Source organism: Sediminicoccus sp. KRV36 (assembly GCF_023243115.1).
Taxonomy (GTDB): domain Bacteria; phylum Pseudomonadota; class Alphaproteobacteria; order Acetobacterales; family Acetobacteraceae; genus Roseococcus.
This window is the reverse complement of record NZ_CP085081.1, coordinates 2,924,636-2,950,009: the sequence shown is the minus strand read 5'-3', so window position 1 is coordinate 2,950,009 and position 25,374 is coordinate 2,924,636. Positions and strand designations below refer to the sequence as shown.

The window sequence follows — 25,374 nt, the reverse complement described above, 5'->3', positions numbered from 1 at the left end:
GTGCCGGCTCATGCGGGCATCCTTTCCACCGAAAGGGAATCTTCGACGCCGAGCGTCCGCGCGGCGCGCGCGCGCGTCACGCGCGCCTCGCCCGCATCGCGTGCCGCCTGCTCGACCTGCTCGCGCATGCGCTTGGCGGCCGAGATGCGGATCAGGAAGGGCTCGCGCTCGACCAGCGCATCCAAGAGCGCCTGCGCATCCTCGTCCCACACATCGGAGGGGCGGGCGGGGGTTGCGGGGATCTTGTCCATCTCCGTGCCCAGCGGGAGGATGTGGAACAGCGCGTCGAACAGCGCGTTGCAGTATTCCTGGATGATGTACGTCGCACCCGCGAAGCCCATATAGGGCGTGCCGGTGGCGCGGCGGATGATGGCACCCGGGAAGCTTGCCGGGATATAGGCGGCACGCGTGCCGGCCTCGGCCATGTACATGCGCTCGTTGAAGCTGCCGAAGACCACGAGGCCGGGCTTCTTCATCGCCTCACGCGTGGCGGCATTGTCGGGCTTCTGGCCGGCGCGGCGTTCGGCCGCATAGGCGCAGGGAATGCCCATTTCCTCGGTGAGGAATTGCGTGAGCCCATGCGTGTAGGTATGCGTCGCCACCACGGAATAGGGGGCGGAGGCGAAGAAATCCTGCGTCACCGAACGCCAGAGATCCCACATGGGCTTCAGCGTCGTGTGCTTCTCACGCTCGATGAAGGGCTCGGGGTCGAGGCCCGTCAGCTCACCCAGCTTGCGCAGGAAATTCGTCGTGGCGAACATGCCGATCGGCGCCTGGAGGTAGGGGCGCTCCAGCTCCTCGCAGAGCTTGCGGCCGAATTCGCGGTACATGCAGATGTTCACATCGGCGTTCGGCAGCTTGCCGATATCCTCGACGTGGCTGCCCAGCGGAAAGACCAGGTTGATCTCGCAGCCGATGCCTTCGACCAGGCGGCGGATCTCATGCAGGTCGGACGGCATGTTGAAGGTGCCGTAGATGGGGCCGATGATGTTGACGCGCGGCACCTCGCCTTCCTTGCGGACGCGTGGCTTCATCTTGCGGCCCTTGGCGCCGAATTCGGTCCAGAGCCAGTTGATGGCGCGGTCCGCGGCTTGCCACTGATCCTCGTCGATCGTGCGGCAGATGAAGCGCTGCAGGTTCGAGCCCTGGGGCGTGACACCACCACCGATCATCTCGGCGATGGAGCCGGTGACGACGACCGCGGGGAGGTCCGGGTCCTGCGTCGCGGAGGCGCGGCGCATATTGGGCTCGGTGCCGTTCTGGCTCAGGCTTTCCTCATCGAGGCCGGTGACGACGATGGGCAGCTCATGCGGCGGCAGGCCGTCCGTGTAGTGCAGCACGGCGGTGACGGGCAGATTCTCGCAGCCCACCGGGCCATCAATGACGACGCGCATGCCGCGCACCGCCGAGAAGGCATAGATGGCGCCCCAATATCCACCGGCGCGATCGTGATCGAGGACGAGCATCAGGTGCCCACCGCTTCTTCGGATTTCGCCTTGGCCGCGCGCAGCTTGCGCTGGCGGTCGCGGAAACCTGGCGGGTCCACCGGCTTCTCGCGGAAGCCGTAGCCCGCGCCATCGGGCGTGCCGACACCTTCGAAGAAGCTGACCATGCGGCCGAAGCGCTCGCGCCCTTGCGTCTGCGCCGCGACGATGCCGGCCATGGAGGCCGCACCCGCGATGGAAAACAGCGGCCGCGCGCTGACCATGTTCGTGAAGTAGAGGGCGGGGATGCCCATCTCCTTCGCCTTCTGCACCAGCGGCGTGGTGCCGAGTGCGAGGTCGGGCTTGGCTTCCTTCATCGCCGCCATGTCCTGCTCGAGCGAGGCGCGATACTGGACGTGGCAGCCCTGGGCCTTGAGCCATTCGGCGTCGGCCGCACTCCATTCGGTGCGCGGGCAGGCGGTACCGACATAGGGCACTTCCGCGCCGGCTTCGATCAGCAGGCGGGCGACCAGAAGTTCGGAGCCTTCATAGCCGGAGACGGTGATGCGCGCCTTGATGGGGTTGGCGGCCAGGGCCGCGCGGATCGCCGGCAGCACGGCCTGGCGGGCGGCTTCGCGCTCGGATTCCGGGACGCCGGCGGCGATACCGATGGCCTCGATCCAGGCGGCCGTGCCATCCACGCCGACCGGGCCGGAGCCGACCACGTTGCGGCCGGCGGCGCGGAATTCGCGGACACTCGCCGTGTAGAAGGGATGCAGCGCGGCAACGGCCACGGAGTCCAGGGCCGAATAGAGATCCCGCCACTCGCGGCAGGGCGCCTGCGCGCCGGCGGCGAGGCCCATCGGCGCCAGGATCTGGCCGATGCCCACCGGATCAGCCGGGAACAACTCGCCGATCAGGCAGATGTTGCGGGCTTCCTTGTGGTTGCGCGGACGCGCCACGGGGCCTTGCTCGGCCTCGTTGCGGGCATAGCGCAGCATGGCGCCGGTCAGCACGTCCTTCGCTTCCGCATGCGTCGGCACGCCAAAGCCCGGCACGTCAATGCCGATGATGCGCACGCCGTTGATCTCCTTGGGCAGGAGTTCCAGCGGCACGCCGGAGGCCGTGGGCACGCAAAGATTGGTGATGATGACGGCGTCATAATCCTCGGGCTTCGCCGTCTCGATCACCGCGTCGCGGATATCCTCGAAGAGCTTGCCGGTGACGAGCGTCTCGGAGTTGAAGGGCACGTAGCCCACCGTCCGCTTGGCGCCATAGAAATGCGAGGTGAAGGTCAGCCCATACACGCAGCAGGCCGAGCCCGAGAGGATGGTCGCCACGCGGCGCATGCGCAGCCCCACACGCAAGGACCCGAAGGCCGGGCACATGCTTTGCGGCTGGTCATGCGGACCGCGCGGATAGTCCTTCATCAGCTGGTCCATGACCTCCGTCTTGCCGGCGGCGCGGGCCGCGGCATCGAAGGTCTCGCGCCCTGCGTGGCAGGGCGAACCATCGGGCGAGGGAGGGGGGGCGACATCCATGCGTCAGACGCCCTCGTAAACCACTTCGAGGGAGGGCTTGTTCAGCACTTCACTGCCGCACATGTCTTCCATCGTCGCCGGGTTCAGCACCACGCCACGGCCGACCGCATCGCCCTTGAACAGGTTCAGCAGCGCGTCATGCGTCAGCGGGTTGGGCCGCAGCGGCGGCGCTTCGGCCACCTGCACGCCGAGGGCTTCGAACAGCCCGGCCCATTGGCCGCCAGGTGTTCCGACGATCTCGTAATTGGCGCTTTTGCGGCGGATGTCGTCATCGGCCGGAATGGCGGCCAGCACGGGAATGCCCACGGCGTCCGCGAAGGCCTGCGCCTCACCCGTGCCGTCATCCTTGTTGATGACGAGACCGGCGACACCGACATTGCCACCCAGCTTGCGGAAGTAATCCACCGCCGAGCACACATTATTCGCCACATACAGCGACTGCAGGTCATTCGAGCCGACGACGATGACCTTCTGGCACATGTCGCGGGCGATCGGCAGGCCGAAGCCGCCGCAGACCACATCGCCCAGGAAGTCGAGCAGGACGTAGTCGAAATCCCATTGGTGGAAGCCCAGCTTCTCCAGCAATTCGAAGCCATGGATGATGCCGCGCCCGCCGCAGCCACGGCCGACTTCCGGGCCACCGAGCTCCATGGCGAAGACGCCATCGCGCTTGAAGCAGACATCGCCGATCTGCACCTGCTCACCGGCGGCCTTCTTGCGCGACGAGGTCTCGATGATGGTGGGGCAGGAGCGCCCGCCAAACAGCAGGGAGGTCGTGTCGCTCTTGGGATCGCAGCCGATGAGCAGCACGCGCTTGCCCTGCGCCGCCATCATGTAGCTGAGATTGGCCAGGGTGAAGGACTTGCCGATGCCGCCCTTCCCGTAGATCGCGATGATCTGCGTCTCCTTCTTGGCCGGCGGCACTTCCATGGAGGCGGACTCATCGGAAGGCTGAACATTCCCGGTCACGGCATTCATGCTTGTGTTCTCCAGTCGAGGACCATTTTGAGGCAGCGCGCATCGCCGAAGGCGGTGCGGTAGGCATCCGGTGCATCACCGGCCGATTGACGATGCGTGATCAGATGGTCGAGCGAGAGCTTGCCCGCCGTGATCAGCGCATTGAGCGAAGCCATGTCCTGCGCCTGCCATTCGGCGGCGATGCGCAGGCTGGCCTCGCGCATGAAGGCGGGGGCGAAGGCGAAGGAGAGGCGGTCATAGAAGCCCGCCAGCGTGATCTCGCCGCCCGCCCGCAGGCGGCTGACCAGGGAGTCGAGAATGTTCGAGTCGCCACTTGCGTCGCAGATGCGCGCATAGTCGCGGCGGGTGTCGCTCTCCGGCGTCAGCACGGTGTAGCCCTCGGCACCCTCGGCGCGTTCGGCGCTGAGTTCCCAGACATTCGGCGCCGGATGGCCCATGGCGATGGTGATGCGCGCCAGCAGGCGGCCCAGCACGCCATGGCCGATGATCAGCTCCGGCGGGTGGTCCACGATGGCGTGATAGGCGGTGGCGGCCAGCGCCAGCAGGATGGCCTTGTCACCCAGGGCTTCATCCACGGGGATGACGCGGGCGCCTGGTGTGACGAGGCAGCCAGCGGCGCCGCCGAACAGGCCGCGCACATCGCGAAACCCGCGTGAGCCAGGGATGAAGACGCGGCTTCCGATGGTCTGGCCCGAACTTGGCCCGGCCTCGACGATGCGGCCGACGCTCTCGTAACCGGGGACCAGCGGGTAACCCATGCCGGGGAAATTCGGCATCTTGCCCAGCCAAAGCAGCTTCTCGGTGCCGGTGCTGATGCCCGACCACTCGACATGAACCACCACGTCCGCCTCGCCCGGGGGGAGAAGGTCAACGCGCTGGAGCATGAGTTGCTCCGGCTTGGTCATGAGGACTGCAATGGTGTCCACCGGTCTAGAGGCCTCCCCCGTTTGATTGAAGTGTCAATCTAGAAGGACAAAGCAGAGTGTCAAGCAAAATGGACATTTCATTTGATCTAAAGCAAAAGCGGGTCATGCCGTCGCCACCAGGACGCGGGTGAGCAGCGGGGTCGCGGTCGGCAGAAGGCGCGGCTGGCGGAAACCCGCTGCCTCCAGCAGGCCAGAGAGCCTGGCCGGGCTGCGCGGCCGGCCGGTGCCCATGGCACGCAGATAGAAGCCGAAATAGGCGGCCCCCATGGCTTCGGCGCCTCGGGTTTCGGCCATGGGCTCGGCCACCAGAAGCGTGCCGCCGGGCGGCAGGGCGGCGTGGGCGGCGCGCAGCATGCGCTCCACATCCGACTCGTCATGATCATGCAGGACACGGACGAAGCTGATGATGTCAGCCCCCTCGGGCAGGATCCCCGCATGGAAATCCCCGCCCACGGCGCGCGCCCGGGCGCCAAGGCCGGCGGCCGCGAAGCGCGACTCGGCGCGGGCGGCAACGGCCGGAAGGTCGAACAGGATGACGTTCAGGCTGGGCGTGGCCGCGGCCACGGCGCGCAGGAAACTGCCATCGCCACCGCCCACATCCAGCAGGCAGCGATGCTTGGAGAAATCATAGGTATCAATAACTTCTGAGGAGATCATCGGCTGGGACGCCGCCATCAGCGCCGTGTAGGGGGCTATTTCCGCATCCCCCAGCGCCTCGGGCTTCGCCACGCCGGCATAGGGCCAATAGGCCGCCAGCTGGCCGCCACCGCGCCCGCCGCGCAGCAGCGCCACGGGGTCCGTCAGGTCGGCGTAGAGCATGGCGTGATGCTCCACCATGGATTCGATGGCCGTATTGCCCACCATCACGGCACCCAGCTGCCCCAGCGCCCAGCGCCCGTTGCGGCGCTTGGTCAGGCCGAGCGACTCGGCCGCTTCCAGCAATTGCCCGGCCGCATCGGCGGGCAGGCCCAGCCGGTGCGCCAGCGCTCGCTCCTCCTGCGGACCCTCGGCGAGGATGGTGAAGAGATCGAGCCGCACACAGGCATAGAGCACCTGCGAATAGACAAACCCCGCCGCCAGATCGAAGAGCGAACGCGCCCGGCGCCGCGCCATGCCGCGCGTCAGCGGAAAGCGGCCGGCCCAGCGGCGGAAATCGGCGCTGGCCACCAGCCGGTCATGCCAGGCGGCAAAGCGGTCCCGCCAGGTGAGGGGTAAGGTCAGGGCCACCATACTCAGTAGGCGTGCGCGGGCAGGGTCTTGGGCACGAGGCGCCGCGCCTCATGCCGCATCAAGGCGCCCAATTCGGCGCGGCCGGGGCAGGGGGGAATCGCCTCCACCGCCAGATCCGCCAGTTCCTCCAGGCGCTTGACCGCCCCCTTGAGGCCAAGTTCGCGCACCGCGCTCGGCCTGTCATGCGCGGCATCCTGGCCGACCGGCTTGCCGAGCTGCTCGGCATCCGAAATCGCATCGCCAATATCGTCGGCCACCTGATAGGCCTCGCCCAGGCGCATGCCGACATGGCTCCAGGCTTCGACCGGGCCGCCGGCGGCGGCGGCACCCGCCATGGTGGCGCCGGCAAAGAGGGCCGCGGTCTTGGCGCGGTGATAGGCGGCCACATCCACACGGGTCTCACATTCCCAGGCCTGGCCGGCGACGATGCCGAGCGGCGTGCCGACCGCATCGCCCACGATTCGCATCACCGCACCCAGCCGCTCGGGATGGGCGCAATGGGCCGAGGCGCGCGCGATGGTCTGGAAGGCGAGGACGATCAGCGCATCCCCGGCCAGCAGGGCCAGCGGCTCGCTGAAGGCGCGATGCACGGTCAGGCGGCCGCGCCGGGTCGCCGCATCATCGAAGCAGGGCATGTCATCATGCACGAGGGAGGCGCAGTGCAGCATCTCGATCGCGGCGGCGGTCGCGTCCACCAGCACGGGGTCATCCATGCCGCAGGCGGCGGCGGCGGCCACGCAAAGCCGCGGGCGAACCCGCGCCCCACCGGGGAAAACGGCATGATGCATGGCGAGTGACAGCAAGGGCGGCGTGGCCCCGGGCGCCAGGGCCTCGGTCAATTGCCGTTCGATGCGGCGGTTCGCGTCCATGGAAGTGCTCCCTTCGAAGTCGGGAGGATGGCACTCTCCTGATTGACTGTCACGCGCAATTGACACCATTCTGGCCGCTCAGACGAAAAAACTGTCAACCACGCCTGACTTTCCCGGCGCGGCGTCGCGGCGGCCCGCCTACGCGTTGTCTTTGCAGGAGATTTGCCCTTGCCACTTGATGAGGCTGGCCCCGTGCTGGGTCCCGTGCTGGGCCCCGGCTTCCACCACACGCCGCCGCGCGACGGCTATGCCTGGTGGTATCTCGATGCCCTCAGCGAGGATCAGCAGCATGGGCTGACCATCATCGTCTTCCTGGGCTCGGTCTTCTCACCCTATTACGCGCTCGCGCGCCGCCAGGGGCCGGCGGACCCGATGAACCATTGCTGCATCAATGTGGCGCTCTATGGCAGCCCGGCCCGCTTCGCCATGACGGACCGCCCGGCCCAGGCGCTGAAGCGCGACGCCACCAGCATCACCATCGGCCCCTCGGCGATGCGCTGGGATGGCAAGGTGCTGACGCTGGACCTGAACGAGGTGGCCGTCCCGCTGCCGCGCGGCATTCGCGGCCAGGTGCGCCTGACGCCGGGCCCGATGAATGAGCGCGTCTTCACCCTGGATGCCGCGGGCCACCATCATTGGCGGCCCATGAGTGCGGCAGCCCATGTCGAGGTCGAGCTGGAGAAGCCCGGCCTCTCCTGGCAGGGGCATGGCTATTTCGACAGCAACTGGGGCTCGGCCCCGCTGGAGCGCGATTTCCAGGAATGGGATTGGTGCCGCGTGCCGCTGAAGGAGGGGGCGGCCATCCTGTATGATGCAAGGCGCCGAGACGGGACGCGCCAGCAACTCGCCCTGCGCTTCCATGCCGATGGCCGCATCGAGGAGATGCCCGTGCCGCCCGATGTGACGATGCGCCGCTCGCTCTGGGGCATCCGCCGCGCGACGCAGAGCGAAGGCACGGCGCGCATCGTGAAGACACTGCTGGACACGCCCTTCTATGCCCGCAGCGTGCTGGAAACCACGCTCTGCGGCGAGACGGCGATGGGCGTGCATGAAAGCCTGGATTGCGACCGATTCGCCGCCCTGCCCATTCAGATGATTCTGCCGTTTCGGGTTCCGCGGCGTTGGTTCTAGGATCACGCCAATCCTTCGGAGGAACGACCATGCTCGAACAATCCCCCATGCCGGTCCTGGACATCCCCTCGCTGCGCGACAAGGTCTCGCCCGCCGAGTGGCAGGCCCGCGTGAACCTCGCCGCCTGCTATCGCCTCATCGCGCTCTACGGGATGAGCGACATGATCGCGAACCATATCTCCTGCCGCGTGCCGGGCGAGGAGGGGGCCTTCCTCATCAACGCCTATGGGCTGCTCTATGAGGAGATCACCGCCTCCTCCCTCATCAAGATCGATGTGAAGGGCAATGTCCTGCACAAGCCCGATTTCGGGGATCTCAACTACGGCGTGAACCGCGCGGGCTTCGTCATCCATGGCGCCATCCACGAGGCGAGCCACGAGATTGACTGCGTGATCCACACGCACACCTGGCCCGGCATGGCCGTTTCCTCGCTGGAATGCGGCCTGCTGCCGATGAACCAGACGGCGATGCGCTTTCTCAAAATTGGCTATCACGACTATGCGGGCGTCGTGCTCGATACGGCGATGCAGGCCAAGCTGGTGGCCGACCTGGGCAGCAACAACGCGCTGATCCTGCGCAACCACGGGCTGCTGACGGTGGGCCGCACCATCGCCGAGGCGTTCAACGCCATGCATCGGCTGGAGCTGTCCTGCCGCGCGCAGCTCGCGGCCCTCGCCTGCAACGCCAAGATCATCCAGGTGCCGCAGGCGGTGTTGGACGAGACCTACATGAACTACCAGCCGCAGACGCGCCGCCCCTATGGCGTGATGGAATGGCCGGCGCTGCTCCGCCGGCTCGACCGGATTGATCCATCCTTCCGGAACTGATGCCGACGATTCACGTTTCAGGCTGAAGTGCGCCTGACACGATCGCAGGCTATTCGCGCAGCACCACCACATCGCCGGGCGAGAGCCCGGTGCGGATTTCCACGCCCTCGGGCGTGCTGATCCCGAGCGTGACGGGGCGAGAGACGATCCGCCCGCCTTCCCGCACGCGGACGATGCGCGTGCCGCCCTCATCGCGCACGGCGTTGGGCGGCATCACCACCGCGTCATCGCGCTCATGCGTGATGATGGCGAGGCTGGCGGACATGCCGACGGCCAGGCGCGCGCGCTGCTCGGCCGTCAGGTCGGTGATGGCGATGCTGACGGCGAAATTCGGCATGCCGCGCCCCATCCCCCCCTGCTCGGCGCTCGCCTGCGCGGCCACGGATGCGACGCGTCCGGTCAGCACCTCGCCCGCGAAGGCATCGCCCGTCACGGTCACATTCTGGCCGGGGCGCACCTGGTTCACGTCAATCTCATCCACCTGGCCGCGCACCAGGAAGCTCGCCAGATCGCCGATGCCGAACATGGTCTGCCCGCGGCTGACGCGTGAGCCGACTTCGATCGTCTCCCGCCTTTGCTGGCCGCCCTGGTTTTCCGGCGGCATGAGCACGACGCCCGAGACGGGGGCCCGCAATTCGGAATTGCCGAGGTCATTCTCGATCTCGCGCAGCCGCGTCTCGGCATTGGCGAGTTCGAGTTCGGCGGTGCGCAGATGCAGCTCATTGCCACGATCCAGCGTGGCCGCGAGGTCCTGCTGCGCCGCCTGGAATTGCAGCTCCTGATTGCGCTGCTGCTGGATGAGGTTGCGATGCTCCTCCGCCGGGATGATGCCGCGGCTCAGAAGCATCGCGCTCTGCTGCACGCGGGCGCGCAGATTGCTGGTCTCCAGCTCGGCCCCGGCCAATTGGCGCCGCGCGCGGGAAGCCTCGAAGCCGGTCGCCCAGCCGCGCAATTCCTCGACGCGCTGGCGGGCGCGGATTTCGGCGGCGCGCGCCTCGCGCAGGCGGGTTTCCACCTCGCCGCGATCCATCCGCAGCAGCACATCGCCCTGCGTCACCGCGCCGCCATAGCGGAACAGCCGCTCACGCACGGTGCCGTCATAGGGTGCGACGACGCTGACATTGGCGCCGGGTTCCAGCACGCCCACCACCGCGATGCGCGCGCTGATCGGCTGCGCGCTGGCCGTCATGGTCACCACGCCGCCGGGCGCGCCCGCCGCGAAGGCATCCGGCTCACCCGGCGAAAACCACGTCCAGGCGGCAACGCCGAAGACGCCGAGGAAGGCCGCCACCACCGCCGCCATGCGCAACAGCGCGATGCGCCGCGTGATCAGGGCCGAGCGCGTGGCCGAGTTTTCCAGCTTCAGGAAGGCATCCTGCAACTGCGTGTATTGCGATGCGAGCTCGGCCTGGAGGCGCTCATTCTCGGTCACATCGGCGAAGACGGCGGTGATGGCCGGGCGCCCGGCGAAGGGGCCGCTCTGCACGCGCCAGGCGCTGGCTTCGACGGAAAGCCGGCGTTCGCCCGGAAAATCCAGCGTGCGGCGGCCTTGCGGCCCCTCGGCCTGCAAGGGTGCCAGCACGGCGTCAATGAAATCATCCGTGCCGTCACGCTCGCTCAGCAGCAGGGCGATGCTCTGGCCGATCGCCTCCTGCGCATCAATGCCCAGCATGCGGGCGGCGGCGGGGTTCACCGTCATCACCCGCGCATCCGGGCCGATGGCCAGCACGCCATCGGTCATCACATCAAGCGCGCGGCGGTAATCGAGGGAGATGCTCTCATTCAGGCCGCGCAGCGCCGCTTCATTTTCGGCGAGCCTGGCACTCATCCCCTGGAGCTCGGCCGTCTGGCGGCGCAATTCCAGCTCCGCCGTGGCGCGGGTGGCGAGCCTGGCCAGGCCATCGCGCTGGGCTTCCGTCAGCTGGCGCGGCACATGGTCCAGCACGCAGATGGTGCCGAGCGCCTCGCCCGTCATGCTGCGGATGGGCATGCCGGCATAGAAGCGGATCGCTTCCTCGCCCGTCACCAGGGGGTGGTTGGCGAAGCGCGGATGCTGCGAGAGATCCTCGATCTCGGTCAGCGCGTCCCGCGCCAGGGTCTCGTCGCAGAAGGCGTGTTCGCGCGGGCAATTCAACGTGGCGGGCTGCATGCCCTCGGCGCCGATGATCCATTGCTGCGTGGTGTTCAGCAGCGCCACATAGGCGGCCGGCGCCGCGCAGAGAATGGCGGCCAGCCGGGCCAGGTCATGGAAGGCGGGGGCTGCCGTCATCTCGGCCGAAAACCCGCGAAGATCAGTCATTCAGCGAGATCCGCCAGGTGTCCAGCGTGGTGCCCAGCACCTGGTCCAGCTGGGTCAGCGCATTGGCATAGGCGATGACGGCCGCCAGCTCAGCACTCTCGGCCGATTGCAGCGAGCCCTGGAAGGAGACCACCTGGAAGTTGGAGGAACGCCCGGCCTGCAGCTTGATCAGCTCCGCCTCCAGCTGGAGCCCGGCAAGTTCACGCGCGCGGCGCGCGAGCTCGGCCTGGCGGCGCAGCGTATCAATGTTGCGCGTCGTATCCTCGACCAACTGGCGCAGCCGGTCGCGCGCCTGTTCGATGGCGAGTTCGGATTGGCGCAGCGCGATGGTGGCATTCACCTCGGGCTGTTCGCGCGCGATCTGGCCGATGGGGATGTTGAATTGCAGCCCGATGTTGAAATCATTGCGCACCTCGGCCAGGGCGCCGAGCGTGCGTGCGATCTCGGCCCGCTGCGCCGCCAGCCCCGTGCCCGCCACCACCGAGACATCCCAAAGCCGCTGATTGCGCGCGACATCGAGGTTGATGCGGTTCACCTCCACCGCCAGCAGCGTGCGCAGATATTCGGGCTGGTTGGCGGCGGCGGTGGCCAGGGCGCGCGCGGGGTCCACGCGGGCGGATTGGGCGGCCGGGCGTTCCACCGCCCAGATCATCTGGTTCTGGTTCACCGCCAGCAGCGTCAGCAAGGCCAGCCGCGCTGCCGCATGCTGGTTGCGCGCGCCGAGCAGCGCCAGCTCCTGCTGCGCGATGCTGGTCTCGGCCTGGATGAGTTCGACCTGTGCGAGGCGCCCCGCGGCGAAGAGCGCCTGGTTCACGCTGGCCAGTTCGCGTGCGCGGCGCAGCGCCTCGATCGAGATGCGCAGCTGCTCCTGCGCCTGGAGCAGCGTGCGATAGCCCGCGATGGTCTGGCTGATCTGGTCAATCACCAGGGATTTCAGCTGGAGCTGGCTGTTCACCTCCTGGATGCGGCCGATGCGGATGGGGGCCATGGCGTAATCGATGCCGCCGCCGGCCAGCAGCGGCTGGATCACCTGGAAGGTCGCGCGCGCCTGGCCGCTGGGGGACGCACCCCGCGCATTGCTCTGCACGCCGAGCCAGCCGAACTGGAATTGCGCGCCCGTGGGCGTCGCGATGTTCACCACGGGGCCCAGCGTGGTCTGCGTGAGGTTGGTGTTGCCCGTGCGTGAGCGCGTGATGCCGCCACTGACGCCGAAGCGCGGATCAAAGGTGGCCTCGGTCACGCGCAGCGAAAACCGGTCCGCCACGCGCTGCAGATACTGGCTGCGGATGGCGCGGTTGCTGCGCAGCGCGAGAAACACGGCCTCGGGCAGGGTCAGCGGGATGCTGCCCTCGGGCATATGGGTCGAGGGCATGGTGGTGTTGGCGCGCGGCGCCGGGCGCTCGCGCGGTGCGGCCGCTTCACGCTGCGCGAGGGCCGGGCCAGCGCCAAGGGCCAGCATCGCGGCAAGGATCGCAACACCTCCCTTCATCCTGGCCTGCTCCGTTTTCGTGACCGCTCAACTATCTCACCCTGGGCACCCGCACCGCAAGCCATGCGCCGCTCCGCGCCGATGGGTAGCACCGATCGGCCCGATCGGCGGCGGCCCCTCTCGACCTACCCCGCCGCATGGTGTTGGCTGCCAGCATGATGCGTTGTGCCCCGCTGCTGCTCATCCTCCTGGCACCCGCCTGCGCGCCGCCCGGCGCGCTGCGCCAGCAGGTGACGGGGGCCAGCTACGCGCCGGTCCAGGCCGAGTTTCCGCCCTTGCCCGCCATCATGGAACTCACCGGCGATCCGCCGATCGCCCTGCCGGAGCCCTCCCGCTTCACTCCGATCGCAGCGCCTCGATCGGATCCAGCCGCGCGGCCATGACCGCCGGGTAGAAGCCGAAAAACACCCCGACGGCGAGCGAGACGCCCGCCCCCAGCGGGGCCGCCATGGGCGAGAAATGCACGGGCCAGCCCGACATCCAGGCAAAGCCGACGCCGCCGGCAAAGCCCAGCGCCACGCCAAGCGCCGCCCCCAGCACCGAGAGGATCAGCGCCTCACTGAGGAACAGCCGCCGCACATCGCGGCGCCGCGCGCCAATGGCCAGCCGGATGCCGATTTCCCGCCGCCGTTCCGTCACGGACATGAGCATGATGTTCATCACGCCGACACCGCCCAGCACCAGCGCGATGCTGCCCACGGCCCCCAGCAGCAGCGCCACCAGCCGCACCTGGTTGTTCATGCCGGCGATCAATTGCCGCGCGGAGAGCACATTCAGCGTCGCGTCGCGCAGCCCGGGGCCCAGATGCTGCTGCAATTGCTGCGTGGCGATTTCGGGATCGGCCTCACCGCGCAGGCGGCCCACCGCCATGGAGAGTTGCGGCACGGCCATGACGCGGCGCGCATTGGGCAAGGAGATGAACAGCGTGCCGTTCACATCCATGGGCAGCATCGGGTTCATCAGCACGGGCTCGATCACGCCGATCACGGTGAAGATGTAGCGGCTGACGCGAATCTGCGAGCCGACGCGGATCGCCGAGAAGGGGGTGGATAATTGCTGCGCGAGGTCGGAGCCGAGCACGGCATGCAGCTCAAACCGGTCATGCGGGGAGAGGAACCGCCCCGCCGCCATGGGCAGCCGTGCCACATCGGCGAAGCTGCCCGTGGCGCCGATGAAGCCCGCATTGCGCGTCTGCCCCTCATAGGTCACCGGCCCGCCGCCGATCATGAAGGGCGCGATCTCGCCCACGGTGGGCACCATGGCGGGCACGGATTCAATGTCGCCCAGGCGGAAATTGCCCAGGCCCTGCGGGCTGTCGGCGCGCAGGATCAGCGTATCCGTCCCCATCTGGCGAAACTGGCGAATGGTCTCCTGCCGCGCCATCGTGCCGGCATGCAGCATGGCGATCACCGCCCCCGCGCCCACCACGATGCCGATGAGCGCGAGGAGGCTGCGCTGCCAGGCCGCCAGCAGATTGCCGGCCGCTTCCATGAGGGTCTGGCGGATCATGTTTGCGCCACCGATTCACGCCTCCGGGCAAGCGCCCTCCAGCGATCGGGGGCGGTCATGCCAGCACCGTCTGGTCGGCCAGATGGCCCTGCGTCAGCATCAGCCGGCGCCGGCAGCGCGCGGCAACCCCCGGATCATGCGTGATGATCAGCACCAGCACGCCCAGATCACGGTTCATCTCCTCAAACAGGCCCATGATCTCGCGGCTGACGATGGGGTCCAGCGCGCCGGTCGGCTCATCGGCCAGCAGCACCGCGGGCTCGCCCACCAGGGCGCGGGCGATGGCCACGCGCTGCTTCTGCCCGCCCGAGAGCATGTTGGGCACATGGTTGAGATGCTGGCCCAGCCCCACGCGCTCCAGCATGGCTTCGGCGCGGCGGCGGGCCTCGCCCTCCGGCGTGCCGCGATACATCAGCGGGAGTGCGACGTTGCGCCAGGCATTGAGGCGCGGCATCAGGAAGAATTGCTGGAAGACGAAGCCGATCATCTTGTTGCGCATCAGCGATTGCGCATCCGCCTGGGCGGCCAGCACATTCTCGCCCCGGATGCGATAACTGCCCGAACTGGGCCGGTCCAGCAGCCCGACGATGTTCATGAAGGTGGTCTTGCCCGAGCCAGAGCCCCCCATCAGCGACACCAGCTCGCCCCCGGCGAGGTCGAGGTCAATGCCGTGCAGCACCGTGCGCTCGGTGGGGCCGATCTTGAATCGCCTGGTGATGCCGCGTAGCTCAAGCATGGAACAAGGCTAAGCCCGTTTCATCGAAAGCGAAGGGGGGAAATCCGCCCCCGCTGCGATTTCCGGCCAGGTTCCGGCTTCGCTGGTGCGGCCGCGCGGCACTGCGGCCGGGTTGCGCCAGGCTCACAGCTGCCGCAGCACGGCATCGGCCGCGGCTTCGCTGGGCAGGCCATGTTCGGGGTGCAGCCGCGCCAGCGCGCGGGTGAAGCCCTCGCGCTGGCGCGCCACCGCTTCGTCATCCTCGATCAGGCGGCGCAGCGCGGCCGCAAGCCCTTCGGGCCTGCATTGGTGCAGCAGGAATTCGGGCACCAGCGGTTCATCCAGCAGCAGGTTCACGAGGCTCGCATATTTCACCAGATGCAACTGCCGGATGATGGCGTTGGAGATCGGGTTGAAGGTGTAGCCGATCACATGCGGCAGCCCGGCCACGGCGGCTTCCAGCGAGGAGGTGCCCGATTTGATCAGCCCCGCCCGTGCCGCGGCGAAGGCATCTGCCTTGTCCTGCGGGCTGCGCACCAGGCTGACAGGGCGTCCCCATTCGGCAGTGCGTGCGCGGACCATCTCCTCCACCGTGCCGGCCAGGCCGATGATGGGATGGAGATCGCCGGGCAGGCGCTTCAGCGTCTCGGCGAAGATGGGCAGCAGGCGCGAAACCTCGCCGCGCCGGCTGCCGGGCATGATGATGAGGCGGCGGCCATCACCGGGCGCATGCTCGGCCACGCCATGCGCGGCCTCACTCTCCAGGATGGGGTGGCCGACGAAATCCACGGGAATGCCGGCGGCTTCGAAGATCGGCGCCTCGAAGGGCAGCAAGGCGAGGATGCGGTCCACGCACTGCGCGATCTTCTTCACCCGCCCCGGCCGCCAGGCCCAGACCTGGGGGGCGACGTAATGGATGACGGGAATGCCCAGATGCTTCACCCGCGCGGCGAGGCGCAAGGTGAAGCCGGGGCTGTCAATCGTGATGATCAGGCGCGGGCGGCGGGCAGTGATGTCGGCCACCGCTTCCTCCATGCGCTGCTTGAGGCGAAACAGGCTGGGCAGCACCTCCGCCACACCCATCAGCGCCAATTGCCTGATGTCGAACAGCGAGGCGAAGCCCTGCTCGGCCATGCGCTCGCCGCCGATGCCGGCGAATTCCAGGCTGGAGTCGCGCGCGCGCAGGGCCGCGATCAACCGCGCTCCCAGGATATCGCCCGAGGCTTCGCCGGCGGCGAGGTAGAGCATCATGCGGAGCATGCCCGGGGAATCATGCGAAGGCCGCCGGCAGGGGGCGGGGGATGGGCGCGCGTGGCCAGTCGTGGTGGTTGCGCACGGCGCCATCGGCGCGCACGGCCTCCAGCCGCGCGGGATCGAGATCGGTGATCAGCAGGCCGGGTGCGTCGAGGGCGGCGGCGGCCACCACGCCATCCTCGGCGAAGCCGCGATCCACCGGGCCGAACACGCTGGCGGCGCCGTGATTTTCATCGAGTGCGACCGAGGCCGCAAAGCCGCCCACGGTGGGGGCGAGGGCCACGAAGCACTGGTTTTCCATGGCGCGGGCGGCGGCGCCGATGCGCACGCGGTGGAAGCCATGGAGTGTGTCCGTGCAGGTCGGCACCAGGATCAGCCAGGCGCCGGCTTCCACCTGGGCGCGCACCAGCTTGGGGAATTCCGCGTCATAGCAGATGGCGATGCCGATCAGGCCCCAGGGCGTCTGGAACACGCTGGGCGGCGCACCCGGCGAGATGCCCCAGCGCTCATCCTCAAAGCGCGTCATCTGGCGCTTCTCCTGGAAGGCGAGGCTGCCATCCGGCGCAATCAGCGGCGCGCGATTCACGATGCGCGCGCCATCCCGCATGGGAAGCGTGCCGGGTTGCAGCCAGAGGGCGTGGCGGCGGGCGGCTTCGCGCATCGCCGCCAGGATGGGCCCGGCCTGATCCACCATGGCGCGCAGCTCAGTCGCGGCATCCGGCGCGCCGCCGGCGAGTGCGGCCCCCAGTTCCACGCAGGCATATTCGGGCATGTGCAGCAGATCCGCGCCGGCGCGCTTCGCCTCAGCGGCCCAGTGGTCGAGCTTCGCGGCATAGGCCGCCACATCCGGCGTGGGTTCCACCGGCCAGGCGAGGGTGGCGAGGCGCATCATGTCGGGGCCTGCGATGGATGCCCCGGCGGAAGGGCGCCGGGGCGATCGCGGCCGAGCTGCTTGATCCAGAAGGAGAGCGCATGCGGCGAAGGCTTGCCGTCGCCGATCTCGGTCCAGTCGAAGACGCAGGAGAGTTCCGGATGATGCGTGTAGCCGCGCTTGCCCCAGAAGCCATCGAGCGGCGTGTAGCTGGCCGGGCGGCGTGGATCATTCACGTTGCGGACCACGGCGCAGAAGGTGGAGCAGGGTAGGCCGAGGCTCGCCGCATGCGCCTCCCGCGCCGCGAAAAAGGCGACGCCGATGCCCTGGCCGCGATAGGCCGGCAGCAGCACGGATTCGCCGAAATAGGCGTAGTCCGTGGGGTTACGGCCGGCGGCCTCGAAGCAGGCGCGCACCGGGCCGTGCGTCGCGGCCATGGGCTGGCAGGTGGCGGCCCCCACGATCTCCACGCCGTCGCGCGCCAGGATGATGGCCGCCCCTTCGCCCTCGATATAGTGCCGGAGGTAACGCTCCTCCTCGCCGGGCGGGCTTTGATAGAGGTAGGGCCATTCGGCGAAAACCGCGCCGCGCAGCCGAGCGAGGGCTGAGACATGCGGCAGCAGCGCGGGGCCAGTGACGGTCTCGACCTTCATGCGGCGGCGTCCAGGAAGGCGCGCAGTCCATCTTCCACCACACGCGGATCCAGGTCCCGCAGGATGAAGACGAGGCGGCTCGATCGGTCATCCCCCGCGGGCCAGGATTCCAGCATGCGGGGCGGGTGGAAGCTGTGCTGCACGCCATGCATCACCACCGGGCCGCGCTGGCCTTGCAGGTTCAGCACGGCCTTCATGCGCAGCATGTGGCTGCCCTGCGTCATCGCCATCATTTCCAGGTAGCTGGCCAGCCCCTCCCAGGGGAGTGGTGCCTCGAAGCGCAGGCAAAGGGCGCGGATGCGGGCATCATGGCGGTTTACGTCGTGCTGGTGATGGTGGTGGTGATGGCTGCTGGCGGCGATCCAGTCGGTGATCTGCGGCAGCTTGCCGTCGCTGGAAAAGGGGCCGGAATGGATGAGTTGGGCGGCCGAAACCTCGCCGACCAGGATGGGCGCCATCGGGTTGAGCGCCGCCAGCCGCGCGCGCAGCGGTGCGGGGTCCGCGAGGTCGCTTTTCGTGATGACGATACGGTCCGCCACGGCCGCCTGGCGTAGCGCCTCGGGCTGGTCATCCAGGGTGGCCATGCCATGCACGGCATCCACCAGCGTCACCACGCCATCCAGCCGGTAGTCGCGCAGCAGCAGCGGGTCGCTCATCAGGGTTTGCAGGATGGGGGCGGGGTCGGCCAGGCCCGTGGTTTCGATCACCACGCGCGCGATGGGCTGCGGGCGTTGCGCCAGATCCCTGAGGGCGCGGGAGAGATCGCCCCGGATGGTGCAGCACAGGCAGCCGGCGGCGAGCAGCACCGCATCCTCATCCAGCCGCTCCACCAGCAGGTGATCGAGGCCGATCTCGCCGAATTCATTGATCAGCACGGCGGTGCCGGCCATTTCGGGCTCGCGCAGCAGGCGGTTCAGCAGGGTGGTCTTGCCGGCGCCGAGAAAGCCGGTGAGCAGCGTGACGGGCGTCTGGCTCATGCGCCGTAGAGGCTTTCGGGGCTGACCAGGGGCTGGGCGATTTCCACCAATTCTCCCGCGCGGGGCGCGAAATAGAAGCAGTTGCGCCGCCCGGTGTGGCAGGCGACGCCGGTCTGGTCCACCAGCAGCAGCAGCGTATCGCCATCGCAATCCAGCCGCAGATCCATGACGGCCTGCGCCTGGCCCGAGCTTTCGCCCTTGCGCCAGAGCCCGCCCCGGCTGCGGCTGAAATAGCAGGCGCGGCCGGTGGCGAGAGTTTCGCTGAGCGATTCGGCGTTCATCCAGGCCATCATCAGCACCTCGCCCGTGTCATGCTGCTGCGCGATGGCGGGAACCAGGCCGCGCGCATCAAAGCGCACGGCCGCGATGATGCGGGCGCGCGCCGCTTCATCCGGGATCATGAGGGGGGGAGGGGTGCTGGCCATGTCGGAGCACTATATGGCATCCAGCAACCGCAAGTGAGGCCCCCGATGGATATGGAAGCGACGCTGGACCGTGCGGCCGGGCAATGCGCGGCGCGCGGCGCCCAACTCACCCCGCTCCGGCGCCAGGTGCTGCGCCTGGTGCTGGCGGCCGAGCAGCCGATGGGCGCCTATGCCCTGCTGGACCGCCTGCGCGAGGAGCGCGGGGTGGCTGCCCCGCCCACCGTCTATCGCGCGCTGGATTTCCTGCTGGAGCAGGGCCTGATCCACAAGCTGGAGCGGCTGAACGCCTTCCTGCCCTGTGTGGAGGCCGGGCACGCCCATGCCGGGCATGACCACCAGCATCAATTCCTGATCTGCGGCACCTGTGGCGCCACGACGGAACTGACCGACCACGCCGTGGCCCATGCGCTGGAGGCAGCGGCTGCGCGCGCCGGCTTCAAGCCGGGGCGGATGACGGTGGAGGTGGAGGGCGTCTGCGCGCGCTGCTCTCAGCCTGCCGGCGCCTGATGCCGCCGGCCCACCAGGTTGCGCACGCCAGTTGGCCCCACCGCCTCGGCATGCGGGCAGCCGGCCGCCATGGTGAAGACCTCGCCCGGGCGGTAGGTGCGGCTGCCCCCGGCACTGGAGAGGGTGATCTCGCCCTCCAGCACCAGGGCGCGGACGTCAAACGGGTGGCTGTGCTCGGGTGTGACGCGGTCAGGCTCGATCGCGCGGGTTTCGGCGCTGAAACCATCGCGCAGCAGGGCGGCTTCGAATTCGGTCGGCGTCATCGGGGCATCCTCCTGGGCTGAGGCAAGGTAGCGCGGGGCGGGCGTGGCAAGAAGCCGCTATTTCTTGCCGCCGAAGCCGGGCGCGCCTTTCAGCGAATCCACCGTGTCAAAATCGCGCAGCACGCCGTCATCGGCCACTTCGACCTCGATCAGCCGGTCGGCATGCTTGCCGACCAATTGCCGCGCGCCGACATCGCCGGTGATGGTCATCATCTCGGGCAGGAATTCGCGGCCCCAGAGCACCGGGTTGCCCTGCTTGCCGCGGAAGGTGGGCTGCACGATGGCGCGGCCTTCCTCCGGGTCGAAGCCGGCCAGGATGCGGGCCATCACGCCCGGTTCCACCAGCGGCATGTCACCGAGGGCGATCAGGACGCCCTCAGGCTCCGGCGGCAGGGCGGCGAGGCCGGCTTTCAGGCTGGCGGAGAGGCCTTCGGCGTAATCCTCGGCATGGACGAAGATGATGGGGCGGCCGGAGAGCGCCTCCTCCACGCGTTCGCGCTCATGGCCGGTGACGACCAGCACGGGGCGGACGCCGCTGGCGATGACGTTGTCCACCACGCGCGTCACCATGGCGACCCCCTTGGTGTCGGCCACCAGCAGCTTGTTCAGCGGCGCCATGCGGCGGGAGCGGCCGGCGGCGAGCACCAGGCCCGCCACCTGGCGCGGCTTGCGCGGCGCGGAGGCGAGGGGAGCGGTCTGCGGCGCCTTGGCGCGGGGCAGGGGCCGCGTCTCGATCTCCTTGAGCAGGCCGCCGACGCCCATGCCCATCACATCCCGCGCATGGACGGGGAGCCCGGCAAAGAGGCGCTGCAACACCCAGTCAAAGCCGTTCAGCTTGGGGCTGCGGGCACAGCCGGGCAGGACCAGGGCCGGGATCTCCCCGACGGCGCCAAGGCAGATCAGATTGCCCGGGTCCACCGGCATGCCGAAATGCTCGATCCGCCCGCCCGCCTTGACGATGGCGGCGGGGCCGACATCGCGGCGGTCCACCGTGGCGGAGGCGCCCGCGATGAGCAGCATTTCGGCGCCCTGGCGCAGCAGGCGGCGCAGTGCTTCGGCCGTCGCGGCGGTTTCGTGGCGCACGCGCTCGACGGGCAGCAGGCTGCCCATCAGCGCCTCGATGCGCGCCTGCGTCACCTCGACCGCGCCTTCCATGACGCTTTCCTTCACGCCGGGCAATTCGGTCAGCACCAGACCGACCTTGAGCGGGCGGAAGGGGTGCAGCGTCAGCACCTTGTGCTGGCGGAGCAGGGCTTCCGCCACGCCCAGCGCACCACCGGGCACGGCGAAGGGGATGACCTTGATGGTGGCCAGCATTTCGCGCGGCTGCACCAGACTGAAATTGGGCAGGGTGGCCAGCGTCAGGCTCTCATCCAGCGCGTTCAGCCGGTCAATGATGCCAGCATCCACGACAAAGAGCCCGGCGGTTTCGGCCAGCAGGTTCACGCGGCCGGTTGCGGCGCGGCTGCGGGCGAGCAGGGGGGACATCAGCGCATCGGCGATGCGGCTGGCCGCCTCATCCTCCGGCACATCGCCCTGGCCGAGCCGGGCGGCGATCACCTCGGCCATGCCGCTGGCGCGCAGGGCGGTGATGGCGGCCGCATCCAGCACCGTGCCCTTCTTGATGGCGCGATCCTTGAGGCGAACGCTGTGGGCGAGGATGGCGCCCTCGGCTTCGTCCAGCGGCGTGGGGCCGAAAATCATTTGCCACGCCTGCGCGCGACGATCTGCGCAACGATGGAGAGCGCAATCTCAGGCGCCGTCACCGCGCCGATATCGAGGCCCACGGGGGCCGCGATGCGCGCGATGGCGGTGGCGTCATGGCCGAGCTCCGTGAGGCGCTCGACGCGCTTCGCATGCGTGCGCTTGCTGCCGAGTGCCCCGATGTAGAAGGCGGGGCTTTTCAGCGCCACGTCCAGCGCGGGGTCATCCAGCTTGGGGTCATGCGTCAGCGTCACGATGGCGGTACGGGCATCGGGGGCGAGTGCCGCCATCGCCTCATCCGGCCAGTCATGGTTGAGGGTGACACCGGGGAAGCGCTCGCTGGTGGCGAAGCTGCCGCGCGGGTCAATCACGGTGACGGCAAAGCCCATGGCGGCACCCAGCGGGGCGAGGGCCTGGCCGGCATGCACGGCGCCCACGATGATCAGCCGCAAGGGCGGGTTGTGCGGCTGGAGGAACCAGGCCTCCCCATCCAGCGGAAATTGCGCGGTGCGGTCCGAGTTCAGTGCCTGCTGCGCGGCATCGGCCAAGGCACCCGGCAGTGCATCCTCGGGCCAGAGATGCTGTTCGCCATCGCTCAGGCGTGTCAGCAGCACGACGGGGCGCTGTGCCGCGCGGGCGGCCTGGAGGCGGGCGAGAAGTTCCGGCGTCATCCGAGTTTTTCCACGAAGACCTTGAGCTTGCCGCCACAGGCGAGACCCACTTCCCAGGCCCGCTCATCCGAGATGCCGAAATCCAGCAGCTGCGGCCGGCCATCGGCCATGGCCTGCTTGGCCACATCGGCCACGGCACCCTCGATGCAGCCGCCCGAAACCGAGCCCGCCATGCGGCCGGACGCCGTGATGGCGAGCATGGAGCCGGCCGGGCGCGGGCTGCTGCCCCAGGTCTCGACCACGGTGGCCAGCGCCACCTGCTCGCCCTCGGCGGCCCAGGCGGCGGCGGTCGCCAGAATATCCTCGGTCATCGGCGCTTTTCCCCTAGGGCCTCGATCAGCTCGCGCAGGCTGGCGAGGTTATGGACCGGGCGGAATTCATGGACATGCGGCAGCATCGCCTTGATGCCCTGGGATTTGGGTTGGAAGCCCGCGTATCGCAACAGGGGGTTCAACCATATCAGCTTCCGGCAGGAGCGTTTCAGCCGGTCCGTCGCTTCGGCGAGGCCCCGCCCGCCCTCGCGGTCCAGCCCATCCGTGATGAGCAGCACCACGGCCCCCTGGCCCAGCACGCGGCGGCCCCAATGCTGGTTGAAATCCTCCAGCGCTTCGCCGATGCGGGTGCCGCCGGACCAGTCTGGCACCATGTGGGAGACCATCTCGAAGGCGATTTCGGGGTCGCGGTGCTTGAGCTGGCGGGTGATGTTGGAGAGGCGCGTGCCGAACAGGAAGCTGTGCACGCGCTCCCGGTCATTGGTCACCGCATGCAGGAAATGCAGCAGGATCTGCGCATAGCGCGCCATGCTGCCGGAGATGTCGCAGATGGCGACCAGCGGCGGCGGGCGGGTGATGCGGCGGCGGCGCAGGATGGCACGGAAATCCCCGCCATTGCGGGTGGTGGCCCGCAGCGTGGCGCGCATGTCCACGCGTGGGCCCAAGGGGTCGGTGCGGAAGCGGCGCGTCGGGCGCTCATCCAGTGGCAGGACGAGGCGGCGGATTTCCTGCTTGGCGGCGTTGATTTCGGCCGCACTCATCGCCTCGAAGTCCATGGTCTGCAGCCGCTCGCGCTCGGAGACCGTCATGGCGGCGTCGAGCTGGCGGGGCTGTTCCTCCGGCGTGGGCGGCGGGGGCTTGGGGCGGTCGCCCGCCATGGCCTCGGCGATGCGGCGGCCGCCGGGCTTGGATTTTTCCTCGGGCTTTTGCGCCTCCATCAGGGCGAAGGCCGCGGCCGCATTCGCGCGCTCGGGGTCGCGCCAGAAGAGGTCAAAGGCGGCGGCGAAGATTTCGGTCTGTTCGTGGCGGCGCAGCAGCGTGGCCTTCAGCGCCGCGCGCACACTGCGGCGGTCACCGAGTTCCACCAGCGTCAGCGCCTCGGCCGCCCCCAGCGCATCACCGGGGCCGACCTGCATGCCCGCCCGGCGCAGCAGCCGCACGAAGGCCAGCAGGTTGGGTGCGAGGGCGTGCTCGGACGGAAAGGCCAGGTCTGACCGGGGCGGAATCACGCGCTGTCGCGCGCTTCCGCCACCAGGCGGGCGGCCTCCTCGCCCTTCAGCTTGGCGATGTCATCCTGGTATTTCAGCAGGACGCCGAGGGTGGCATCCACTGAAGCCGGCTCCAGCTCGCGGGCATTCAGCGCGGTCAGCGCATTGGCCCAGTCAATGGTTTCGGCGACACCGGGCAGCTTGAAGTAATCCCCCTCGCGCAGCTTCTGCACGAAGGCGACGACCTGGGCGGACAGAGTGGCCGAGACGGCGGGCGCGCGCAGCGCCAGGATGGCCTTCTCCCGCGCCGCATCGGGGTAATCCACCCAATGATACAGACAGCGGCGGCGAATGGCGTCATGCACCTCGCGCGTGCGGTTGGAGGTGATGATGACCACCGGCGGCGTTGCGGCCTTCAGCGTGCCGAGCTCAGGCACGGTGATCTGGAAATCGGCCAGGACCTCCAGCAGGAAGGCCTCGAAGGGCTCATCCGCGCGGTCCAGCTCATCAATCAGCAGGACGGCGGGCTCGCCCTCCAGCGCCTGGAGCAAAGGGCGGGATTCGAGGTAGCGGCGGTCATAGATGGAGGTCTCGATATCCGCGACATTGCCGGCGACTTCGGCCAGGCGAATGGCCATGAGCTGGCGCGCATGGTTCCACTCATAGGCCGCGGCCGAGAGATCCAGCCCGTCATAGCACTGCAGCCGCACCAGCTTGCGCGGGAGCTGCGCCGCCAGGACCTTGGCGATCTCGGTCTTGCCGGTGCCGGGCTCGCCTTCGAGAAACAGCGGCCGGCCCATGCGCAGCGCCAGATGGACGGTGGTGGCGAGGGCCGTGTCCGCGACATAGCCGCCCGCCGCCAGCATCCCGGCCGTTGCGGCCACATCCGCCGGCATCGGCTTGCTCACGAGGAGAGGAAGATCAGGTAGAGCACCCAGAGCATCGCGCCGCTGCCGAGCCAGAAGAAGAGAGGCATACCCAGGAACTCCGAGGGAATGAGGGAGAAGATCGAGATGGCGGCCGGCGCGGGTGCGGCGGGGGCAGCGGGTGCGCCGGCCAGCTTGGGCGCCAGGGCGGCGGCGAAACGGTCAAAGAACTGGTCGGCCATCTGCTTGGCCGTGCTGTCGATCAGCCGCGCACCCAACTGGGCCATCTTGCCGCCCACCTGCGCCTTCACGGAATAGCGCAGGATGGTCTCGGTGGGGCTGACTTCCTCCAGCGCCACATCGGCGCCGCCCTTGGCGAAGCCCATGGCCCCGCCATTGCCCTCGCCGCTGATGGTGTAGCTGGCGGGCGGGTTGAGGTTTTCCAGCTTCACCTTGGCCGAGAACTTGGCCGCCATCGGGCCGATCTTGATGGCCAGCTTGGCCGTCAGGTCGGTGTCGGACAGTTTTTCGATGGATTCGCAGCCGGGAATGGCGGCTTTCAGCGCCTCGGGGTCGTTCAGCGCTTGCCAGACCAGTTCACGCGGGGCGGCAATATGCCGTTCGCCGTTCATTTCCATGGGAGTACTCCGCCAGATGCACCGTTATTAGGGGCGTGGCTGGCGCGGCGCAAACCCCCCTGGGCGCCACCCCGTGGGTCATTGACGCGGGCGGGATTTCCGGGGAAGCCAAGTCATCTGACGGGAG

Annotated in this window: 26 protein-coding genes; 4 read left to right on the top strand and 22 right to left on the bottom strand. The window is 68.7% G+C overall.

The annotated features are described in order from the left end of the window. Positions 1 to 8: 8 nt before the first annotated feature. The 6 genes from bchZ to LHU95_RS13815 all read right to left on the bottom strand — a co-directional run bounded on the left by bchZ (position 9) and on the right by LHU95_RS13815 (position 6,968). The gene (gene bchZ, locus LHU95_RS13840; protein ID WP_248707547.1) at positions 9 to 1,466 is read right to left on the bottom strand and encodes a chlorophyllide a reductase subunit Z; all 1,458 of its coding nucleotides are present in this window, start codon (positions 1,464 to 1,466) and stop codon (positions 9 to 11) included. Then, complete coding sequence (gene bchY, locus LHU95_RS13835) at positions 1,466 to 2,965, bottom strand: chlorophyllide a reductase subunit Y (protein ID WP_248707546.1); 1,500 nt, start codon at positions 2,963 to 2,965, stop codon at positions 1,466 to 1,468. Before bchY ends, bchZ begins: the two co-directional genes overlap by 1 nt. Positions 2,966 to 2,968: 3 nt before the next feature. Next, a complete protein-coding gene (locus LHU95_RS13830; RefSeq protein WP_248707545.1) occupies positions 2,969 to 3,895 on the bottom strand; it encodes a chlorophyllide a reductase iron protein subunit X in 927 nt (308 codons plus the stop codon). 44 nt (positions 3,896 to 3,939) lie between these two features. Beyond that, positions 3,940 to 4,827 (bottom strand): chlorophyll synthesis pathway protein BchC, encoded by an 888-nt coding sequence (gene bchC / locus LHU95_RS13825; protein WP_248707544.1) that lies wholly within the window; start codon positions 4,825 to 4,827, stop codon positions 3,940 to 3,942. A 144-nt stretch (positions 4,828 to 4,971) separates the two neighbouring features. Next, the gene (locus LHU95_RS13820; RefSeq protein WP_248707543.1) at positions 4,972 to 6,099 is read right to left on the bottom strand and encodes an acetylserotonin O-methyltransferase; all 1,128 of its coding nucleotides are present in this window, start codon (positions 6,097 to 6,099) and stop codon (positions 4,972 to 4,974) included. A gap of 2 nt (positions 6,100 to 6,101) precedes the next feature. Next, complete coding sequence (locus LHU95_RS13815; RefSeq protein WP_248707542.1) at positions 6,102 to 6,968, bottom strand: polyprenyl synthetase family protein; 867 nt, start codon at positions 6,966 to 6,968, stop codon at positions 6,102 to 6,104. A 168-nt stretch (positions 6,969 to 7,136) separates the two neighbouring features. Here LHU95_RS13815 and LHU95_RS13810 point away from each other — a divergent pair, with 168 nt between their 5' ends. Further along, a complete protein-coding gene (locus LHU95_RS13810) occupies positions 7,137 to 8,099 on the top strand; it encodes a carotenoid 1,2-hydratase (RefSeq protein ID WP_248707541.1) in 963 nt (320 codons plus the stop codon). Between the two features lie 29 nt (positions 8,100 to 8,128). Further along, the gene (locus LHU95_RS13805; protein WP_248707540.1) at positions 8,129 to 8,926 is read left to right on the top strand and encodes a class II aldolase/adducin family protein; all 798 of its coding nucleotides are present in this window, start codon (positions 8,129 to 8,131) and stop codon (positions 8,924 to 8,926) included. A gap of 49 nt (positions 8,927 to 8,975) precedes the next feature. On the opposite strand, the gene LHU95_RS13800 is transcribed toward LHU95_RS13805, so the two are convergent. Beyond that, complete coding sequence (locus LHU95_RS13800; RefSeq protein ID WP_248707539.1) at positions 8,976 to 11,225, bottom strand: HlyD family efflux transporter periplasmic adaptor subunit; 2,250 nt, start codon at positions 11,223 to 11,225, stop codon at positions 8,976 to 8,978. Then, positions 11,218 to 12,714, bottom strand: coding sequence for a TolC family protein (locus tag LHU95_RS13795; RefSeq protein WP_248707538.1), 1,497 nt, complete (start codon positions 12,712 to 12,714; stop codon positions 11,218 to 11,220). The genes LHU95_RS13800 and LHU95_RS13795 overlap by 8 nt, the downstream gene beginning before the upstream one ends. A gap of 155 nt (positions 12,715 to 12,869) precedes the next feature. Here LHU95_RS13795 and LHU95_RS13790 point away from each other — a divergent pair, with 155 nt between their 5' ends. After that, complete coding sequence (locus LHU95_RS13790) at positions 12,870 to 13,097, top strand: hypothetical protein (protein ID WP_248707537.1); 228 nt, start codon at positions 12,870 to 12,872, stop codon at positions 13,095 to 13,097. On the opposite strand, the gene LHU95_RS13785 is transcribed toward LHU95_RS13790, so the two are convergent. The 7 genes from LHU95_RS13785 to hisI form a co-directional block, all read right to left on the bottom strand. After that, positions 13,051 to 14,223 carry an ABC transporter permease gene (locus tag LHU95_RS13785; RefSeq protein ID WP_248707536.1) on the bottom strand — a complete coding sequence of 391 codons (1,173 nt, stop codon included), beginning with the start codon at positions 14,221 to 14,223 and terminating at the stop codon, positions 13,051 to 13,053. The two genes, LHU95_RS13790 and LHU95_RS13785, sit on opposite strands and share 47 nt — an antisense overlap. A 55-nt stretch (positions 14,224 to 14,278) precedes the next feature. After that, positions 14,279 to 14,959: an ABC transporter ATP-binding protein gene (locus tag LHU95_RS13780; protein WP_248707535.1), complete on the bottom strand. Its 681-nt coding sequence runs from the start codon at positions 14,957 to 14,959 to the stop codon at positions 14,279 to 14,281. Positions 14,960 to 15,082: 123 nt separating this feature from the next. Then, positions 15,083 to 16,198, bottom strand: coding sequence for a lipid-A-disaccharide synthase (gene lpxB / locus LHU95_RS13775; protein ID WP_248707534.1), 1,116 nt, complete (start codon positions 16,196 to 16,198; stop codon positions 15,083 to 15,085). Positions 16,199 to 16,208: 10 nt separating this feature from the next. Beyond that, positions 16,209 to 17,084, bottom strand: a complete 876-nt coding sequence (locus tag LHU95_RS13770) for a carbon-nitrogen hydrolase family protein (RefSeq protein WP_248707533.1) — start codon at positions 17,082 to 17,084, stop codon at positions 16,209 to 16,211. Then, on the bottom strand, positions 17,081 to 17,716 hold the full coding sequence (locus LHU95_RS13765; protein ID WP_248707532.1) for a GNAT family N-acetyltransferase: 636 nt from the start codon (positions 17,714 to 17,716) through the stop codon (positions 17,081 to 17,083). Before LHU95_RS13765 ends, LHU95_RS13770 begins: the two co-directional genes overlap by 4 nt. Continuing rightward, a complete protein-coding gene (locus LHU95_RS13760; protein ID WP_248707531.1) occupies positions 17,713 to 18,693 on the bottom strand; it encodes a GTP-binding protein in 981 nt (326 codons plus the stop codon). Before LHU95_RS13760 ends, LHU95_RS13765 begins: the two co-directional genes overlap by 4 nt. After that, complete coding sequence (hisI, locus tag LHU95_RS13755) at positions 18,690 to 19,094, bottom strand: phosphoribosyl-AMP cyclohydrolase (RefSeq protein ID WP_248711558.1); 405 nt, start codon at positions 19,092 to 19,094, stop codon at positions 18,690 to 18,692. Before hisI ends, LHU95_RS13760 begins: the two co-directional genes overlap by 4 nt. Positions 19,095 to 19,163: 69 nt before the next feature. On the opposite strand from hisI, the gene LHU95_RS13750 reads away from it, so the two are divergent. Continuing rightward, positions 19,164 to 19,625, top strand: a complete 462-nt coding sequence (locus LHU95_RS13750; protein ID WP_248707530.1) for a Fur family transcriptional regulator — start codon at positions 19,164 to 19,166, stop codon at positions 19,623 to 19,625. On the opposite strand, the gene LHU95_RS13745 is transcribed toward LHU95_RS13750, so the two are convergent. From LHU95_RS13745 to LHU95_RS13715, 7 genes are read right to left on the bottom strand one after another with little or no spacing between them, the layout of a single operon-like run. Continuing rightward, complete coding sequence (locus LHU95_RS13745) at positions 19,607 to 19,888, bottom strand: cupin domain-containing protein (RefSeq protein WP_248707529.1); 282 nt, start codon at positions 19,886 to 19,888, stop codon at positions 19,607 to 19,609. The two genes, LHU95_RS13750 and LHU95_RS13745, sit on opposite strands and share 19 nt — an antisense overlap. Positions 19,889 to 19,945: 57 nt before the next feature. After that, positions 19,946 to 21,592: a molybdopterin-binding/glycosyltransferase family 2 protein gene (locus LHU95_RS13740; RefSeq protein WP_248707528.1), complete on the bottom strand. Its 1,647-nt coding sequence runs from the start codon at positions 21,590 to 21,592 to the stop codon at positions 19,946 to 19,948. Continuing rightward, entirely contained in the window at positions 21,589 to 22,263 is a 675-nt protein-coding gene (locus LHU95_RS13735) for an XdhC family protein (RefSeq protein ID WP_248707527.1), read from the bottom strand. Before LHU95_RS13735 ends, LHU95_RS13740 begins: the two co-directional genes overlap by 4 nt. Beyond that, positions 22,260 to 22,574: an XdhC family protein gene (locus LHU95_RS13730; RefSeq protein WP_248707526.1), complete on the bottom strand. Its 315-nt coding sequence runs from the start codon at positions 22,572 to 22,574 to the stop codon at positions 22,260 to 22,262. The genes LHU95_RS13735 and LHU95_RS13730 overlap by 4 nt, the downstream gene beginning before the upstream one ends. Continuing rightward, complete coding sequence (locus LHU95_RS13725; protein ID WP_349292621.1) at positions 22,571 to 23,764, bottom strand: VWA domain-containing protein; 1,194 nt, start codon at positions 23,762 to 23,764, stop codon at positions 22,571 to 22,573. Before LHU95_RS13725 ends, LHU95_RS13730 begins: the two co-directional genes overlap by 4 nt. Further along, the gene (locus LHU95_RS13720; protein WP_248711556.1) at positions 23,761 to 24,639 is read right to left on the bottom strand and encodes a MoxR family ATPase; all 879 of its coding nucleotides are present in this window, start codon (positions 24,637 to 24,639) and stop codon (positions 23,761 to 23,763) included. The genes LHU95_RS13725 and LHU95_RS13720 overlap by 4 nt, the downstream gene beginning before the upstream one ends. Positions 24,640 to 24,647: 8 nt before the next feature. After that, positions 24,648 to 25,247 (bottom strand): carbon monoxide dehydrogenase subunit G, encoded by a 600-nt coding sequence (locus LHU95_RS13715; RefSeq protein ID WP_248707525.1) that lies wholly within the window; start codon positions 25,245 to 25,247, stop codon positions 24,648 to 24,650. Between the last annotated feature and the right edge of the window lie 127 nt (positions 25,248 to 25,374).

Coding starts and splice junctions, on each gene's coding strand:
- bchZ (WP_248707547.1), bottom strand. CDS start 1,466: ATGCTCGTCCTCGATCACGATCGCGCCGGTGGATATTGGGGCGCCATC.
- bchY (WP_248707546.1), bottom strand. CDS start 2,965: ATGGATGTCGCCCCCCCTCCCTCGCCCGATGGTTCGCCCTGCCACGCA.
- LHU95_RS13830 (WP_248707545.1), bottom strand. CDS start 3,895: ATGGAAGTGCCGCCGGCCAAGAAGGAGACGCAGATCATCGCGATCTAC.
- bchC (WP_248707544.1), bottom strand. CDS start 4,827: ATGCTCCAGCGCGTTGACCTTCTCCCCCCGGGCGAGGCGGACGTGGTG.
- LHU95_RS13820 (WP_248707543.1), bottom strand. CDS start 6,099: ATGGTGGCCCTGACCTTACCCCTCACCTGGCGGGACCGCTTTGCCGCC.
- LHU95_RS13815 (WP_248707542.1), bottom strand. CDS start 6,968: ATGGACGCGAACCGCCGCATCGAACGGCAATTGACCGAGGCCCTGGCG.
- LHU95_RS13805 (WP_248707540.1), top strand. CDS start 8,129: ATGCTCGAACAATCCCCCATGCCGGTCCTGGACATCCCCTCGCTGCGC.
- LHU95_RS13800 (WP_248707539.1), bottom strand. CDS start 11,225: ATGACTGATCTTCGCGGGTTTTCGGCCGAGATGACGGCAGCCCCCGCC.
- LHU95_RS13795 (WP_248707538.1), bottom strand. CDS start 12,714: ATGAAGGGAGGTGTTGCGATCCTTGCCGCGATGCTGGCCCTTGGCGCT.
- LHU95_RS13790 (WP_248707537.1), top strand. CDS start 12,870: ATGATGCGTTGTGCCCCGCTGCTGCTCATCCTCCTGGCACCCGCCTGC.
- LHU95_RS13785 (WP_248707536.1), bottom strand. CDS start 14,223: ATGATCCGCCAGACCCTCATGGAAGCGGCCGGCAATCTGCTGGCGGCC.
- LHU95_RS13780 (WP_248707535.1), bottom strand. CDS start 14,959: ATGCTTGAGCTACGCGGCATCACCAGGCGATTCAAGATCGGCCCCACC.
- lpxB (WP_248707534.1), bottom strand. CDS start 16,198: ATGCTCCGCATGATGCTCTACCTCGCCGCCGGCGAAGCCTCGGGCGAT.
- LHU95_RS13770 (WP_248707533.1), bottom strand. CDS start 17,084: ATGATGCGCCTCGCCACCCTCGCCTGGCCGGTGGAACCCACGCCGGAT.
- LHU95_RS13765 (WP_248707532.1), bottom strand. CDS start 17,716: ATGAAGGTCGAGACCGTCACTGGCCCCGCGCTGCTGCCGCATGTCTCA.
- LHU95_RS13760 (WP_248707531.1), bottom strand. CDS start 18,693: ATGAGCCAGACGCCCGTCACGCTGCTCACCGGCTTTCTCGGCGCCGGC.
- hisI (WP_248711558.1), bottom strand. CDS start 19,094: ATGATCCCGGATGAAGCGGCGCGCGCCCGCATCATCGCGGCCGTGCGC.
- LHU95_RS13750 (WP_248707530.1), top strand. CDS start 19,164: ATGGATATGGAAGCGACGCTGGACCGTGCGGCCGGGCAATGCGCGGCG.
- LHU95_RS13745 (WP_248707529.1), bottom strand. CDS start 19,888: ATGACGCCGACCGAATTCGAAGCCGCCCTGCTGCGCGATGGTTTCAGC.
- LHU95_RS13740 (WP_248707528.1), bottom strand. CDS start 21,592: ATGATTTTCGGCCCCACGCCGCTGGACGAAGCCGAGGGCGCCATCCTC.
- LHU95_RS13735 (WP_248707527.1), bottom strand. CDS start 22,263: ATGACGCCGGAACTTCTCGCCCGCCTCCAGGCCGCCCGCGCGGCACAG.
- LHU95_RS13730 (WP_248707526.1), bottom strand. CDS start 22,574: ATGACCGAGGATATTCTGGCGACCGCCGCCGCCTGGGCCGCCGAGGGC.
- LHU95_RS13720 (WP_248711556.1), bottom strand. CDS start 24,639: ATGCCGGCGGATGTGGCCGCAACGGCCGGGATGCTGGCGGCGGGCGGC.
- LHU95_RS13715 (WP_248707525.1), bottom strand. CDS start 25,247: ATGGAAATGAACGGCGAACGGCATATTGCCGCCCCGCGTGAACTGGTC.